Source organism: Pseudaminobacter soli (ex Zhang et al. 2022), assembly GCF_014595955.1.
Lineage (GTDB): Bacteria > Pseudomonadota > Alphaproteobacteria > Rhizobiales > Rhizobiaceae > Kumtagia > Kumtagia pseudosoli.
The window spans coordinates 286429-301468 of the sequence record NZ_JABVCF010000003.1; the positions used below are offsets into that span (position 1 = coordinate 286429).

At 63.7% G+C, this 15040-nt stretch carries 11 protein-coding genes, 1 tRNA gene and 1 pseudogene; 7 read left to right on the forward strand and 6 right to left on the reverse strand.

Annotated features, from left to right (window positions below):
* Positions 1 to 88: 88 nt before the first annotated feature.
* Together HUI96_RS07290 and HUI96_RS07295 are read left to right on the forward strand one after the other, a co-directional pair.
* Positions 89 to 730, forward strand: a complete 642-nt coding sequence (locus tag HUI96_RS07290; RefSeq protein ID WP_188253984.1) for a hypothetical protein — start codon at positions 89 to 91, stop codon at positions 728 to 730.
* 47 nt (positions 731 to 777) lie between these two features.
* Entirely contained in the window at positions 778 to 1512 is a 735-nt protein-coding gene (locus HUI96_RS07295) for a 16S rRNA (uracil(1498)-N(3))-methyltransferase (RefSeq protein ID WP_188253985.1), read from the forward strand.
* A 10-nt stretch (positions 1513 to 1522) separates the two neighbouring features.
* Here the strand turns inward: HUI96_RS07295 and HUI96_RS07300 are convergent, their stop codons facing one another.
* The gene (locus tag HUI96_RS07300; protein ID WP_188253986.1) at positions 1523 to 2602 is read right to left on the reverse strand and encodes a DUF3616 domain-containing protein; all 1080 of its coding nucleotides are present in this window, start codon (positions 2600 to 2602) and stop codon (positions 1523 to 1525) included.
* Positions 2603 to 2968: 366 nt separating this feature from the next.
* Here HUI96_RS07300 and HUI96_RS07305 point away from each other — a divergent pair, with 366 nt between their 5' ends.
* Complete coding sequence (locus tag HUI96_RS07305) at positions 2969 to 4342, forward strand: glutamate--cysteine ligase (RefSeq protein ID WP_188253987.1); 1374 nt, start codon at positions 2969 to 2971, stop codon at positions 4340 to 4342.
* Between the two features lie 54 nt (positions 4343 to 4396).
* Here the strand turns inward: HUI96_RS07305 and HUI96_RS07310 are convergent, their stop codons facing one another.
* Entirely contained in the window at positions 4397 to 4639 is a 243-nt protein-coding gene (locus HUI96_RS07310) for a type II toxin-antitoxin system Phd/YefM family antitoxin (protein WP_188253988.1), read from the reverse strand.
* A gap of 145 nt (positions 4640 to 4784) precedes the next feature.
* On the opposite strand from HUI96_RS07310, the gene HUI96_RS07315 reads away from it, so the two are divergent.
* Positions 4785 to 5666, forward strand: a complete 882-nt coding sequence (locus HUI96_RS07315; RefSeq protein WP_188253989.1) for a DUF937 domain-containing protein — start codon at positions 4785 to 4787, stop codon at positions 5664 to 5666.
* Between the two features lie 90 nt (positions 5667 to 5756).
* Here HUI96_RS07315 and HUI96_RS07320 read toward each other — a convergent pair whose 3' ends face one another.
* On the reverse strand, positions 5757 to 6020 hold the full coding sequence (locus HUI96_RS07320; RefSeq protein ID WP_188253990.1) for a DUF1127 domain-containing protein: 264 nt from the start codon (positions 6018 to 6020) through the stop codon (positions 5757 to 5759).
* 162 nt (positions 6021 to 6182) lie between these two features.
* Here HUI96_RS07320 and HUI96_RS07325 point away from each other — a divergent pair.
* Positions 6183 to 7138, forward strand: a pseudogene (locus HUI96_RS07325) (LysR substrate-binding domain-containing protein).
* Positions 7139 to 7250: 112 nt separating this feature from the next.
* A complete protein-coding gene (gene xseA / locus HUI96_RS07330; RefSeq protein ID WP_188253991.1) occupies positions 7251 to 8822 on the forward strand; it encodes an exodeoxyribonuclease VII large subunit in 1572 nt (523 codons plus the stop codon).
* 80 nt (positions 8823 to 8902) lie between these two features.
* On the opposite strand, the gene HUI96_RS07335 is transcribed toward xseA, so the two are convergent.
* The 3 genes from HUI96_RS07335 to HUI96_RS07345 form a co-directional block, all read right to left on the reverse strand.
* On the reverse strand, positions 8903 to 9631 hold the full coding sequence (locus HUI96_RS07335; RefSeq protein WP_237684001.1) for a Crp/Fnr family transcriptional regulator: 729 nt from the start codon (positions 9629 to 9631) through the stop codon (positions 8903 to 8905).
* Positions 9632 to 9820: 189 nt separating this feature from the next.
* Positions 9821 to 9897: transfer RNA gene (locus tag HUI96_RS07340), tRNA-His, on the reverse strand.
* Positions 9898 to 10113: 216 nt separating this feature from the next.
* Positions 10114 to 10578 carry a phasin gene (locus HUI96_RS07345; protein ID WP_188253992.1) on the reverse strand — a complete coding sequence of 155 codons (465 nt, stop codon included), beginning with the start codon at positions 10576 to 10578 and terminating at the stop codon, positions 10114 to 10116.
* A gap of 243 nt (positions 10579 to 10821) precedes the next feature.
* Here HUI96_RS07345 and HUI96_RS07350 point away from each other — a divergent pair, with 243 nt between their 5' ends.
* The gene (locus HUI96_RS07350; protein ID WP_188253993.1) at positions 10822 to 14901 is read left to right on the forward strand and encodes a PAS domain S-box protein; all 4080 of its coding nucleotides are present in this window, start codon (positions 10822 to 10824) and stop codon (positions 14899 to 14901) included.
* The last annotated feature ends 139 nt before the right edge of the window (positions 14902 to 15040 follow it).

Below are 15040 nucleotides of genomic sequence, written 5' to 3' on the forward strand. Positions count from 1 at the left end.
CCCCGCCCCCGCCGTGACTCGTCTTTCGGGTGGCGCTTATCATGACCTTCGGGCAGATGAATAGAGTGGGACAGTTCGGGGCCTAGCCATGCCGCTTCAGAACCGCGTCGATCCGTTCGGGGACGTCCATGCCGTGCCCTTCCGGGGCCTCTTCACCGGCAACCGCGGCGTGATCCACGATCCCGAGACGAAGACGCTGCTGGAGCGCCGCTGGACGACCAAGGCCTGGATCATCTGCGAATGTGCGTTCAAGGGGCGGCACCGCGAGGTCATGGGCCGCAACACGCCGTCGGGCGCTGCCGGCTGGACCGAACTGTTCTTCCTGGACGAGGTCACTGCGCTCGGGGCCGGCCATCGCCCCTGCTTCGAGTGCCGGCGCGAAAAAGCGAAGGAGTTCGCCGACTGCTTCGGCAAGGCCTTCGGCATCGCGCGGCCAAAAGCGGGGGAGATCGACGAACGGCTGCATGCCGAGCGTCTCGCTTCCGGTGGCGGCCTCGCGGATCTCAAGCAAAAGGACATTGACGATCTCCCCGATGGCGCGATGCTCTTCCAGGGAGAACGCTGCTTCGCCAAGAAGGGCAAGGACCTGCGCGCTTGGAATTTCTGGGGCTACGCCAATTCCTGGGACTACTATGATCTTGTCCTCTACGACATCTGGCGGCTGACCCCGCCGACCACGATCGCCATCCTGCGCGCCGGCTATCAGCCGGTCTGGCATCCGAGCGCTTGATGAACCGCACTTGACCCCTTGCCCGGCTTCGTCGCATCCATCCCGACATGCGCGCCAACTATAGAATGCAGCGGCTGTTCGTGCCGCAGGACCTCGGCCCTGATGCCAGCATCGAGCCCAGCCCGCAGCAGAGCCATTATCTCCTCAACGTCCTGCGGATGACGGATGGCGCGGAGGTGCTGATCTTCAACGGCCGCGACGGTGAGTGGCGCGCGGCGGTGGAGGCCAAGTCGAAGAAGTCCGCACGCTTGCGGCTGGTCGAGCAGACACGGCCGCAGCCGCCGCGTCCCGATCTGATCTACTGCTTCGCTCCGTTGAAGCAGGGACGGCTCGACTACCTGGTCCAGAAGGCGGTCGAAATGGGCGCCGGCATCCTCCAGCCAGTCATCACCCAGCACACGCAGGTCACCAAGCTCGGGACCGACCGGCTGAAGGCCAATGCGATCGAGGCGGCGGAACAATGCGGCATCCTCGCCTTCCCCGAGGTAACCGAGCCATTGAAGCTCGACCGGCTGCTCGCCGGCTGGGAGAAGGACCGGCGACTGATTTATTGTGACGAAGACGCAGCAACGAACAATCCCCTGCCCGCCCTGCAGCAGGTCACGGAGAAGAAGCTCGGCCTGCTGATCGGGCCGGAGGGCGGATTTTCCGAGGAGGAACGGCGGAAGCTACGTGCCCTGCCCTTCGTCACCGCGATCCCGCTAGGCCCGCGCATCCTGCGGGCCGACACCGCAGCCGTCGCCGCGCTGGCGCTGGTGCAGGCGACGGTGGGGGACTGGTAGGGTCGGCTGGCTACTGCAGTTTCAGCCCTTCGAGATAGCGCACTTTGTCGCTGCCATCGTACAGAATGAAGAAGGCGCCCGGACGGGCAGGGTCGGCAGCGATGCCTTCCAACTTTGCCGGCGATAGCTCGTTGTCAGCGTCCATCTCCGTGACCGTCGCGAAGGTGATCCTCGGTTCGGTCTCAAAGAAATCGCCCTTCGCGGGCCTCCATACGCGCAACTCGAATGGGCGAGCCGGATCCTCCTTGTACAGGTTGGTAGCGCACGCGCTGTCATCCTTGAGGTCTGAGACACCGGCATCGCCGGTAACCACCAATACGGCGTCGCCTACCGTCTCCATTGCGCGAATGCCGATCAAACTTTGCTGCGTTGGCAATGGGTGCGGCTTCGCCTCGGAAAAATCTTCCTTGAGTAGGCCCGCATAAGGCGTCGATACTACAAGGGTCGCGGGACTGGGGCCATCTGCCTTCGTCGGAATGCGGATGCCGATCAGCAGTCTGTCGCCGAGAACCGTCGCTCCCTCGATGTTGAGCCCGCCGCACTGCAATGGCTTGTTCAGCACCTCACCGATGAGGTCGCGTCTAAAAAGCTTGTCGAGACTCGCCCACTTCGCGGGCACCACGTCTTTGGACTTCAGATCCGAAACCGATGCGATAGCGACCAGGTGAGACCCGGGATTGATCTTTCCACTCATTCTCTTGTTTCCGTGCGAGCCTAGGAAAAGGAGCGTGTCCCCGGTCGAGGCGATGGCCTCGAGATCGAGTTCCCTGGGCTTGTCGTCGAGGCCGTGCGCTTTGAGGAATTTCTTGGACGGCCATTCCAGCTTCAGGCTCGTGCCAAACGTGACCTGCGGCCGGCTTTCCGCGCCGCGCGTAACATTCAGCCGATGAATCCCGCGCCGCTCATCTGACACAACAATGCACCAGTCGGGGGCAGGACAGAACATCCCGCTCAGATTGTGGCTCTGCTCAAAGCGCTTCTTTTTGCTGTCATAGGTCGCGGAGTCATGTGGCAGCACGATCGTGCCCACTTCCTTCAGTTCTGCCGCGATGGAATGAAACGGTGCGCCGCACAGGAAAGTCGTCAGCATTGCTGAAAATATCCGCATACCACCATCCTCCCTCTCTTGAGCCTTCTTGACAAACTTCAACTATACATTGCACTTCTATCTAATACTAATCCCGCGCAGTATACGAAAAGACACTCGTGCTCCGCCATAGGCAGCTTCCGTCGGAGCGATGCCGCGCCCGGACCTCCGCAGTTTCGCGCTGATCGAACCTGCAGTGAGGGAGTTCGGCGGTCCATTGTTGTTCCAGAAAGAGATTCCACTCAGCGGAGTTGGCGGAAAATCACCTCATCAACTCTCCTGACAATCCGGTCAGGATTTTTCGCTTGATCCACAAGGGCCAGTTCGCCATCTAGCCGCCACGGCCAGCACGCCGTCGGAGAAAGAAGCATGGCGCGCGACACAACCGATTTTCGGCCGATCGAGACAGTGGACGAACTGGTGGACTATGTCGCGGCCGGCAATAAGCCGCGCGAAAAATGGCGGATCGGCACCGAACACGAAAAATTCCCCTTCTATGTCGACGGCCACGCCCCCGTCCCCTACGGAGGGGACCGCGGCATCCGCGCGATCCTGGAGGGCATGCAGAAGACGCTCGGCTGGGACCCGATCCTCGACGACGGCCGAGTGATCGGCCTGGTCGAACCGACCGGACAGGGCGCCATCTCGCTGGAACCCGGGGGACAGTTCGAGCTTTCGGGCGCCCCGCTCGAAACCATCCACCAGACCTGCCGCGAAGGCAACGCGCACCTGGCGCAGGTACGAGAGATCGCCGAGCCGCTCGGCATCCGCTTCCTCGGGCTCGGCGGCAGCCCCAAATGGACGCTGCGCGAGACGCCGAAGATGCCCAAGTCGCGCTACGAGATCATGACCCGCTACATGCCGAAGGTCGGCACCAAGGGTCTCGACATGATGTACCGGACCTGCACGATCCAGGTGAATCTAGACTTCTCATCGGAAGCCGACATGCGCCGCAAGATGCAGGTCTCGCTGAAGCTGCAGCCGCTGGCGACAGCGCTCTTCGCCAACTCGCCGTTCACGGAAGGGCGGCCGAACGGCCTGCAGTCCTGGCGCGGCGAGATCTGGACGGACACCGACAACCAGCGGGCCGGGCTGCTGCCCTTCTGCTTCTCGCCCGATTTCGGTTTCGCCGACTATGTCGAGTGGGCGCTCGACGTGCCCATGTATTTCGTCATCCGCGACGGCCAATATCACGACATGACGCAGTTCACGTTCCGGCAGTTCATGGCCGGAGCCGCGCACAATTCGGTCCCGGACGGCGTCCCTACCATGGGCGACTGGGCTAACCACCTGTCGACGCTGTTCCCCGACGTGCGCCTGAAGCGCTTTCTGGAAATGCGCGGCGCGGACGGCGGCCCCTGGCGTCGCATCTGCGCCCTGCCGGCCTTCTGGGTCGGGCTGCTTTACGACGAGGAGACGCTCGACGCCGCCGAGACCATGACGGCCGATTGGACCTATGAGGAGGTCCGGGAAATGCGCGCCGCGGTGCCGGCGAAGGGTATAGGCGCGGAATTCCGTGGCCGCAGCCTGCGCGAAATCGGCCGTGAAGTGCTCGATCTCTCCCGCAGCGGGCTGAGGCGGCGGGGCCGCAAGAACCGCGACGGCTACGACGAATCGACGTTCCTCTCCACGCTGGACGAGGTGGTCGCCCGCGGAACCACCAGCGCCGAAGAGATGGTTCACGCCTATCACACACGCTGGGGCGGTTCGATCGAGCCGGTGTTTCTGGAGTATGCGTACTGAGAGGCCAGCCTCCGCAGCGCAGCGCGCTAGTGTGCCTTTGATGGCGTCCCGATATCAGGAGCCGCGATCTAGCGACCGCGCAGACCTACGGCTGGCGAAGTCATCCTCTAACAATGGCGAGTGAGTAAGGAGCCAACCCAGGGAGGGTATGTTGGTCAGCTTCTCATACTCGGCCCAGCCGATCATAACCGCTGTCTTGTGACCATCGCGGGCGACGACCACCGTCTCGCCCGCGGCCACCTCTTCAATGAGTTGCGATAGACGGGCTTTCGCCTCCCGCAAATCGACTTCCCGCATGGGAGTCCCTCGCAAGCGCCCAATTCTGCAGCATCATATAGCAGCCGCCGTTCTCGTTGGGACCTGCGTTTACAACAGTGGCCCCCTCTTCAGAACTCGGCTACCCTGCCGCTAGGTCAGGGAGGCGCATGAGGAGACGTCAGCGATGGCAACCCTGTTCGACATGATGATGGAAGCGCAGAACGGCCGGGCGATGGAGTTGGTTGCCCGCCAATTCGAACTCTCGCGCCAGCAGGCCGAGTTCGCCGTGGAAGCTCTGATGCCGGCCTTCAGCCAGGGGCTGAAACGCAGCGCATCCGATCCTTATGGGATCGCCGCGTTCATGACGGCGCTCGCCAGCGGACAGCACGCAAAGTATTTCGAGGACGTCCAAAAAGCGTTCTCGCCCGAGGGCATCGTCCAAGGCAACGCCATTCTCGCCAACCTTTTCGGCTCCAAGGAGCTGTCGCGCGCGATAGCGGCGCAGGCGGCGCAGGCGACCGGGATCGCCCAGGAGATCTTCAAGCAGATGCTTCCGGTCGTCGCCGCGATGATGATGGGCGGGTTGTTCAAGCAGGCCACAAAGCCCCAGTCAGATGCCGGCACACCCAGCAACCCGCTGGGCGAGATGATGGCCGAGATGATGCGGCGGGGCGCTGCAATGATGGGCGCCAGTTCTCCGCAAGCCGAGCAGCCGCGTTTCGATCCCTTCGACAATCCTTTCAGCAGAGCCATGCAGGACATGTTCGGCGGCGCGGCCCGCCAGACCTCCGGGCCGTCCGCGGCTTCAAAGGAAGCTCCGGCATCCGGGTTCGAAAATCCCTGGATGCGGGTCTTCGCAGACATGATGCGCGGACAACCCACTGATTCGAGTGCGCAGGAACAAGCCGCCACGCAAAAGTCGGGCCCGAAGCGCCAGCACAATCCCTATGACGACCTGTTCGGTCAGATGTTCAAGGCAGGCCGCAACATGCAGAACGAGTATCAGAAGAATGTGGAGGCGATCTTCGAGCAGTTCAGCAAGGGGTTCAATCAAGGCAAATCGTAGCCACTGCTCAAGGAAATGCCCGGTCCACTCAGGGACCGGGCAACGGGCAGGCATCCGGCAGGGGACCGGGTGGGGAGCGCCTGCCGAGAACTATTGCTCGACCCGAGCTTGCACGATTTCGCGTAGCCGCGTGGTGGGATCGATCCCGAAGGGCGATGAGGACGCGACGTGCAGGTCGGAGCGCGTCAGGCCGATGTCCTTGAGTTCGGAATCGCTCATGGCGCCAAGGCGGTGAAAGTCACGGCGGTTGCGCCACGTGCGGTAAAGCTTCCCCACCACCGCCCATCCGCGGTTCGGCAGATCGAAGGCGAGCGCAGCCGTTTTATCTGGCTTGGCGGAACCGAAGGCTATCATGGCAATCCCTCAATGATATCCGCGGGCGCAGTCCGGCAAAGACACGCACGCCATTAAGACGGCAAAGCCGATCTGACATGACCAATAATCCTGTAAGGAGATTGATTAATCAAACGCATGTTTCTAATCTTTGTCATCAAACAACCTGATGGATGATCGTGGATGAATGCTCCGCTCGATCTGGACCAGCTCCAGACTTTCATCATGATCGCCGACACCGGAAGCTTTACGCGCGCGGCCGACGAGGTTCACCGCACCCAGTCGGCGGTGTCGATGCAGATGCGGCGGCTGGAGGAGCGGATCGGCAAGCCGCTCTTCGAGAAGGACGGACGCACCAACAGGCTGACTGAAGAGGGCGAGCGCCTGCTCGGCTACGCACGCCGGCTGATCCATCTCAACCGCGAGACGCTCGCGGCCTTCGACGAGGCGCGGCTCGAGGGCACGATCCGGATCGGAACGCCGGACGACTATGCAGACCGGTTCCTTCCCGAGATCATGGCGCGCTTCACGCGCTCGAACCCGCGCGTCGAGCTCATCGTCATATGCGAGCCGACGCCTGGCCTTGCCGAACATATCAAACGCGGCAATCTCGATCTCGCGCTGGTCACCCATCACGACGCGCGCGGCCAGTCGGAGGTGGTAAGACGCGAGCCGCTTCTGTGGGTCAGTTCAGCCAACCATGCCACGCACGAACAGGAGATCCTGCCGATGGCCTTCGGCAGGCCGACCTGCATCTGGCGGAAGGCGCGTGCGAGGTGCTGGAGCAGGTGGGCCGCGAGTACCGCATCCAGTTTACGAGCTTTTCCGCCACGGTCATCGCCGCAGCGGTGCTGTCGGGGCTGGCGGTCTCGGTGCTGCCCGAATGCGCGCTGAGACCCGGAATGCGCGTGCTGGGCGAAGCCGACGGGTTCGGCGCGCTGCCGGATTGCAAGATCGGGATCATGCGCGGCCATACGAGCCGGCCTGATCTGGTCGAGGCGCTGGTGCGTCATATCTCCGAGAGTCTCGATAACATCTCGGTGCCGGCCGCCGAGGAGATCGGATCGTTCGACTTCGCCGCCCTGCCCTATTCCCGGACGAAGCGGCACAAACCGAGCCACATCCTGCCGGGCTGGTAACAGCGGAACGAGCACCCACCTAAAGTCAAGCGCGACAAGTTGCCAAACCTCCTGTTCTGCGGGCCAGACATCGCGGCTTGACCGCGAACCGCGAAAGCGGATCAATCCCTCCATGCACGACCTGATGACCGAATCGAGAACCAACGCCGCCGAATTCACGGTGAGCGAGATATCGAATGCGCTGAAGCGCACCGTCGAGGATGCCTTCGGCAATGTGCGGGTGCGGGGCGAGATATCCGGCTATCGCGGGCCGCATTCCTCCGGCCATGCCTATTTCTGCCTGAAGGATGACCGGGCGCGGCTCGACGCCGTGGTCTGGAAGAGCGCGATGGCGCGCCTGAAGTTCCGGCCCGAGGAAGGCATGGAGGTGATCGCCACGGGGCGACTCACCACCTATCCGGGCAAGTCGAACTACCAGATCGTCATCGAGAACCTAGAACCAGCGGGCGCCGGCGCGCTGATGGCGCTCTTGGAGGAGCGCAAGCGGCGGCTGGCGGCCGAGGGCATTTTCGATGCCGGACGCAAGCAGCGCCTGCCCTTCATGCCGCGCGTGATCGGCGTGATCACCTCCCCAACGGGAGCGGTGATCCGCGACATCGTGCATCGCATCAAGGATCGCTTCCCGCTGCACGTCATCGTCTGGCCGGTACGCGTACAAGGCGACACCTGTGCTGCGGAGGTCACCGCGGCGGTGAGCGGCTTCAGTGCGCTGCCGGTAGACGGGGCGATACCGCGGCCGGACCTCATCATCGTCGCCCGTGGCGGCGGCAGCCTGGAGGATCTCTGGGGTTTTAACGATGAGGCGCTGGCGCGCGCGGTAGCGGCCTCCAAGCTGCCGGTGATCTCCGCCGTTGGGCACGAGACCGACTGGACGTTGGTCGACCTCGCCGCCGACGTACGAGCGCCGACTCCCACCGGTGCCGCCGAAATCGCGGTTCCGGTGCGTGACGAACTGGCGGCGCGCCTCGCCAATGTCGCGGCGCGGTTGCGCGGCTGCACGTCCCGCGCAATCGAGCGCAAGCGCACGTCACTGCGTGCCGCCGCGAGGGCACTCCCCTCTCCGGATCAATTGCTAGCGCTTCCCCGGCGCCGCTTCGACGAGGCGACGAGTCGGCTAGGCCGGGGCCTCGAGGTCAACACGCACCGTAAACGGGCCAGGCTCTCGGCGGCGCGGCTCTCGCCCGCCACGCTGTCGCGGCGCATCGCGGAGGCGCGCCGCCACCTCGACCGGGACCTGGCGCGCATCACGGCTGCGTTCCGTGGAAGCGTCCGGGAAAAACGGTCGTCCTTCTCCCGCTGCGCGGCGCGGGTCTCCGTGGAACGAATCGAGCGACGGAACGGCGTTGCGCGCCAGACGCTCACGGCTTTTGCCGACAGGCAGGACAGGGCGATGTTCAGCCGGCTGGAGCGCGCGCGCGGCCGTCTTGGCAATGCCGATCGGTTGCTGACGACGCTCAAGCTCTCCCATGAGGCCATACTGGAACGCGGCTATGCGCTGGTGATGGACCGTGAGGGCAGCGTCATAAAGCAAGCGGCCGCAATAGCTGTCGGCGACATGCTTTCGCTGCGCTTTGCGGACGGAGAGGCACAGGCGGTCGCGACCAGCGGCGAGGCCGCCGGCGCTAAGCGGACCAAGCCGCAGGAAAAGAAAGTGGCCGCGGCCGGTCAGGGATCCCTGTTCTAAGCGATTTGATTCGTCCGCATCCCAATTAGCAGGTCGGGCCCGAACCGCGGCCATAGGAACGGTGGGCCAGCCAGCCGGATTCACCTCGCCTCGATCCACTGATTCAGATAGGCCGGGTCGAATTCGGCACGCTCGGCGAGCCGCTCGAAATCGATGATGGTTACGCGCCCCCCTTCCCACTCGACTAGGCCAAGCTTCCGCAAATCCTGGAGCGTGCGGTTGACGTGCACGGTGGACATCCCCAGCACGTCGCCGAGTTCGGTCTGGGTCGCTCCGAAGGCGAAGGAGTTTCCGCTGACGAGGCCGCGCCCGCGCAGGCGGACATAAAGTTCGCAGAGGAGATGGGCCAAGTGGTCGATGGCGGGCCGCCGACCGAGGGAGGTGATCCACGCCCGATCGATGGCCGCATCGACCAGCGTCGTCAGCCAGAACAGGCGCGACAGATGGCGATGCTCGTCGATGAGCGCGCGGACAGCATCGTGAGGGACGAATGCCATCTTGCAATCCACGAAGGCAATGACGCTGTGGTCCATCCGCTTGATTAGAAGGCCATGGAGATCGACGAAGTCGCCGGGGATATGAAGGTTGGTGATCTGACGCCGTCCATCGGAGAGCACCTGGGCTCGGGCGGCGAAGCCTTCCAGGAGCAGACAACTGTGGGTGGGCCGACTACCCTCACGGACGATCTCCGCATTCTTTCCGAAGATTCGGATTTGAAGGGGTAGCGCAGTGAGCGCGGCGCGTTCGGCTTCGTTCAGAACGTCGTACTGTTCAAGCGCTCGAATGAACGGGTGAATGGTCTCCGCCAAAGAAGCCTCCGATCGCGAAGAGCGGCCAGAAGAACCGCTCCAGAAACGCGCTATGGGCCTCCGGGTTTCGGAGCACTCACATATGTTAAACCAGAAGCCTATTCCAAAGAAGCTTGCACGGCGTGCCCGTAAATTGCGCTGCAGCCGGTCGCAGCGCACCCCAATGTGCCCGGAACGCATCATGAGGAGTGGTACGGTTGGCTGGGATCGAACCAGCGACCTCCGGATCCACAATCCGGCGCTCTAACCAGCTGAGCTACAACCGCATGCCTGAAGGCGCGTCCGGCAGGCATTGCCTGCCGCCATGGCTTCGGTGGGTGGTCCATACGGACAAACGGACAAGTTTTCAAGCCGCAAAAGAAAAGGCCGGCGGAAGGGGGCCGGCCTTTTCCAATCTAGGGCCAGCGGGAGGAGGTGCTGGCCGCTATCCCGCGAGGCAGAGGGAGGAGGAACCGCCCCGCGGATTGCTCCGATCGCCGGAATCAAGCGACCTTGAGCTCGTTGACCGCCTTCTCGAACACGTCCCTCATGGGCTTGGACACGTCTTCGTAGGCCTTGGTGCTTGCAGTCTGCAGGTCCTTCGCCTGCGCCACGCCGTTCTCGACGCTCTTGCGCACGAAGGACGTCTGCAACTCGATCAGTTCGGACATGGACTTGGCGCCGGCGAGCGCCTCGAGATGCGAAAGGCCAAGCTCGGTGTTGGCTCGCATGGCAGCGATGGTCTTCAGTGACAGATCGGTGCTGGCGGCGCGCGCCGTCTCGAAGGTGCTCTCGAGCGCCTTCTGCGTCGATTCGGCGCCGGACTTCAGCCGGCTGTAGACCTCCTTGGACTGTTCCATTCCCTTTTCGGCGAAGGCGCGGAACTGGTCAGTTGCCTTCGAAGCATCGAAGGCAGGATACTCGACATTGGACGTAAACTCGGTAGGCTTGCTCGCAGTCTTGGACATTTTCCATCCTTTCATCGGACGGGCCCTCGGCACCGCCTCATCGGTTTGAGTGACACCAATATACGAGATGTTTTGCTGCATTGCAACATTTTTGTTGCGACGCACCATTCGCGGGGCCGGGTTAACCAAATGCCCAGAATTTCGGTGTCTGAGTTCGACCACTGTGGACGCGGTGCCGGGCGGCTCCTATTAACGAACGATTAACCGCCAGGAGTCCGCCAGCAGAGGGGACGCTGCCTCAGCATGCCAACGGCTGCCTACTCGTTCATCGATATCGCGGTGCTCGATGCCGTCCGCTCGCGCTTTGCCGCGGGCGACGCGATCGTGATCCTTTCGCTTGACCTTGGGGAAGTGATCTGGGCGAACGGGCCCGGTGCAAGCCTGTTCGGCCACGATGACATTGAAGCGATCGTAGGCGCGCAAAGCGGCCTGAGTTCAGCGGCCAAGCGGCAGATCATGGCGAGCCGCGGCTATCCGGAAATCGGCAGCAACCGCGCCATAATGGTCCGCATGGCCCAGGGGATGGGCAGTCGGGCGGTGCTGTTCTCGGCCAGCGCGGTCTCGCTCCCGGACGGAGACCGCGCGATCATGCTCGTGATGCCGACCGGGATGTCGAGCGAAACCGAGAACGACACAGCCACGCGCGCGATCAGCGGCTTCACGCAGCCGGGTCACCTGGTCGCCTTCCTTGACGGTACCGGCAATGTCGCGGCTTCCTCACGCGGCTTCCCGGAGTTGGAGATTGCGCCAGCGGTCCTGCAGCAATTGGTAGCCGACGTGGCGAGCGAGCCGGACCGGCTGGTCAAGCGCATCATCCCGTCTGGATCCGGCAGCCTGCCGGCCGGGATCGCGCGGCTGCGCGAACACCCGGCCTGCCATCTGCTGGTAGTCGTCGACGAAGCACAGTTCTCCAGCGGAGAGCCCGAAACCCAGGCGCGGGCAGACGAGCCCGAAATAGCGCCGGTCCCGCTCGAATATCTTGAAGAGATTCCGGCGGAGGCAGCCGGGCGCTGGGAAGCCGGCTCGACTGCGGCAGAGACCGTAGAGGAAGCTCACGCGCAGACCTCCGATGGAGCACAAGTCCCGCCGCCCGAACCGGATACCGGCGAGCACCTCGACAGATTGGATACCGGCACGTCGGAGGACGAAGCCGGTAAGGATACAGCGGCTTCTCCGGTATCCCAGGCTGTATTCGAGTTGAGTCCCGACGGGACAGAAGAGCCGGAGCAGCGAGGCGACCTCGAAGTCTTGGCCGACTCGAAGAACGCAGCCGACACGCAACTCGAAACCGCCCCGCCTGAATCGCTCGGCCCCTTGATGCCGCAATCAGCGGAAACGGCCGAAGAAGCCATTCCCGCCGTGGAGGCGCGAACCGCGGACGAGATCACCGCTGGCGTGGCGGAGCCTTCGTGCCAGCAGGTCCCAACGCCGAGCGAGGAGCCCAATACCTCGGGCGAAGAGCCGCAGGCCATCGGAAAAACGCCCTCGATTGCTGAGGAAGTACCCCCCCAGGAGGCGGTCGCTGAAACTGATGTCGCGAGTCCCGACGAACCCGCAGGCGAGGTACCGGCGCCGGCCATCGATCGGGGTGCGGCGCCGCTGCGTTTTGTCTGGAAGACCGATGCCAACGGCCGCTTCAGCGCCATTTCTCCGGAGTTCGTCGCGGCTGTAGGGCTGACCGAATCCGAGATCCTGGGCCGCGCCTTCGCCGAAATCTCGGATGGCCTGCAACTCGATCCGGAACGGGAGATCGCAGGCCTGCTGGAGCGCCGCGACACCTGGTCAGGGCGCTCCGTGCTGTGGCCGGTCAAAGGGAGCAATCTAAGAGTTCCCGTCGACCTGGCTGCACTGCCGAGCTATTCCCGCGACCGCACATTCGAGGGTTTCCGCGGCTTCGGCGTGGCGCGACCGGCCGATGCGGTGATCGCTCCTGAAACGGAAGATCCGGCGAAGCCCCTGGCCGAAACCGAGGCGCCTTCGGCTGAAGCCGAGGCTGCGTCAGCCGAGCACCCGGGGCGCGGACCGTCATCTGGAGAAGGTCAACCGACCGACCCGTTCCGCGGCGAGGTTCCGGCACTTGCGATCGCTCCCCAGCCTGATCGCCGCGTCTCCGACAAGATCATCCGGCTCTACGAACACCGCCCGCCGGCCGCCGAAAAGGGCCTTTCGCCAGTCGAACGAACCACCTTCCGAGAGATCGGAGAGAGGCTGCGCAAGGACGGCGGGATAGACGAGCAGGACCGCTCCAAGTCTGCGGACAAGCCCGAGCCCGCGAGTTCTCCTCGTGCGCCGGCCGCGGCCAGCAGCCACGCCAAGCCCCATGAAGGGCCGTCGGCGGACGAGGTGATTGCGGCGGTAGCCCCACCGGAAATCGCTCAGACCACCGAAGCTGCCTTGCATGAGACTGCACCGACCGAACCGGCCATGGCAGAGGCCGAGGATCTGATCGCGGACGAAGCTCCCGCTGTCGTGTCGTCCGAATCCACCGATCAGGACGCCAGTTCTGGCGATGACAGGCCCGGCGAGGCAATCGCAGAAGAGTCTCCCCTGCCCGAGCCTGATAGCCTCCAGCCAATCGAAGAAGATCGGGAGTCGGATGCTGAGGCCGCGCGCAGCGACAGTGCCGATCGGCTTGCCGAGGATGTTGTCTCTCCAAGCCCCCACGCTGAAGGTGACGAGATCGAAGCCCCGGTCTCATCTCCCGAGGCCCGGTACGGAACGGAACCGGCAAGCGATCCTGTCGATGTGGCAGAAAGCGCCGCGCTGGAACAGCCGGAGCCGGCGAGCGTCCCCGACCAAGATGTCCCGCCTGGCGAACCCGCAACCGAGGCGGAAACCGCACGCGACGGTAGCGCTGGGCAAGAATCGATCCTCTCCCATCTGCCTGTGCCGATTCTCGTCCACGCCGCTGATGTGCTGCACTATGCAAACGAGGAATTCCTGACGCTCACCGGCTACACCTCCCTGGAGCAGCTTGAAGAGGCAGGCGGGCTCGGCACGCTCTTTGCGGAGCGCTATGGCGACGCGTCGGACGAGAGCGACCGGATGCTGCGCATGCGCACCGCCGACGGGCTCGAATTTCCGATCGAGGCGGTGCTGCGCTCGGTTCCTTGGAATGGCGGCCACGCGCTGATGCTGCTCGTCCGGCAGACGGGGGAAGAGGCTCCGTCCGGCCCGTCAGCGCATGAATCCGATCTGGATACGCTCAAGGCCCGTCTCGCCGAGATGCGCGCCATCGTCGATACCGCTACCGACGGCGTGATCCTCATCACCCGTGAAGGCGCGATCCGATCGATCAGCCGTCCCGCCGAGGCCCTGTTCGGCTATGATTCCGACGAGGTGAGCGGCAAGGCGTTCATTTCCCTCTTTGCGATCGAGAGCCAGCGCACGGCTCGCGACTATCTGAACAGCCTTGCGCAGCAGGGCGTCGCCAGCGTGCTCAACGACGGGCGCGAGGTCATCGGCCGCGAGTCGCAGGGGCGCTTCATCCCACTGTTCATGACGATCGGCAGTCTGCCTGACAGCAGCGGCTATTGCGCCGTGGTGCGAGACATCACGCCGTGGAAGCGGGCCGAAGAAGAACTCACGCAGGCACGCGCCCTCGCGGAGAGGGCGTCGTCGCAGAAATCGGAGTTTTTGGCGCGCATCAGCCACGAGATCCGCACGCCGCTCAACGCCATCATCGGCTTCTCTGAACTGGTCTTGGGCGAGCGCTTCGGCCCGATCGGCAACGACCGCTATCGGGACTACCTCCAGGATATCAACCGCTCCGGCAACCACGTGCTGGAGTTGGTCAACGACCTGCTCGACATCTCCAAGATCGAGGCAGGCGAGCAGGAGATGTCCTACGAGGCGGTCTCGCTCAACGAGACGCTGGCGCAGACCGTCGCGATGATGCAGCCGCAGGCCAATCGCGAGCGGGTGATCATCCGCTCGAGCTTCACATCCCGCCTGCCCGAAGTCGTGGCTGATCCGCGCAGCGTGCGCCAGATCGCGTTGAACCTGCTGTCCAACGCGGTGCGCTACACGCAGGCCGGCGGACAGGTCATCATCTCCACCGCGCACGAGCCCTCCGGCGACGTGGTGATCCGCGTGCGAGACACCGGGATCGGCATGTCGCCCGCCGAGATCGAGCAGGCGCTGAAGCCCTTCAAGCAGATCAATGCGCTCAAGCGGCCGCGCGGCGACGGGACTGGGCTGGGCCTGCCGCTCACCAAGGCGATGGTGGAGGCCAACCGCGCCCGCTTCAGCATCAACTCCACTCCCGGCGAAGGCACGCTGGTGGAAGTGACTTTCCCGGCGACCCGGGTGCTGGCGAACTGAAACTTTTTTTCTGATTCTTCTGGCCCGTTCGCTGCGGCCTTCATGAGCGCTCAACAAGCCGCTGAAAAGCTTCGCATTCTTGTCCAGTTTAGAATTCTTCTAAACTATTGATTTTATTGCGGTTCTCTTGACGGATCGG

Bases quoted from the DNA above. Each gene is read 5' to 3' on its own strand.
- HUI96_RS07290 (WP_188253984.1), top strand. From the start codon at position 89: ATGCCGCTTCAGAACCGCGTCGATCCGTTCGGGGACGTCCATGCCGTG.
- HUI96_RS07295 (WP_188253985.1), top strand. From the start codon at position 778: ATGCGCGCCAACTATAGAATGCAGCGGCTGTTCGTGCCGCAGGACCTC.
- HUI96_RS07300 (WP_188253986.1), bottom strand. From the start codon at position 2,602: ATGCTGACGACTTTCCTGTGCGGCGCACCGTTTCATTCCATCGCGGCA.
- HUI96_RS07305 (WP_188253987.1), top strand. From the start codon at position 2,969: ATGGCGCGCGACACAACCGATTTTCGGCCGATCGAGACAGTGGACGAA.
- HUI96_RS07310 (WP_188253988.1), bottom strand. From the start codon at position 4,639: ATGCGGGAAGTCGATTTGCGGGAGGCGAAAGCCCGTCTATCGCAACTC.
- HUI96_RS07315 (WP_188253989.1), top strand. From the start codon at position 4,785: ATGGCAACCCTGTTCGACATGATGATGGAAGCGCAGAACGGCCGGGCG.
- HUI96_RS07320 (WP_188253990.1), bottom strand. From the start codon at position 6,020: ATGATAGCCTTCGGTTCCGCCAAGCCAGATAAAACGGCTGCGCTCGCC.
- xseA (WP_188253991.1), top strand. From the start codon at position 7,251: ATGCACGACCTGATGACCGAATCGAGAACCAACGCCGCCGAATTCACG.
- HUI96_RS07345 (WP_188253992.1), bottom strand. From the start codon at position 10,578: ATGTCCAAGACTGCGAGCAAGCCTACCGAGTTTACGTCCAATGTCGAG.
- HUI96_RS07350 (WP_188253993.1), top strand. From the start codon at position 10,822: ATGCCAACGGCTGCCTACTCGTTCATCGATATCGCGGTGCTCGATGCC.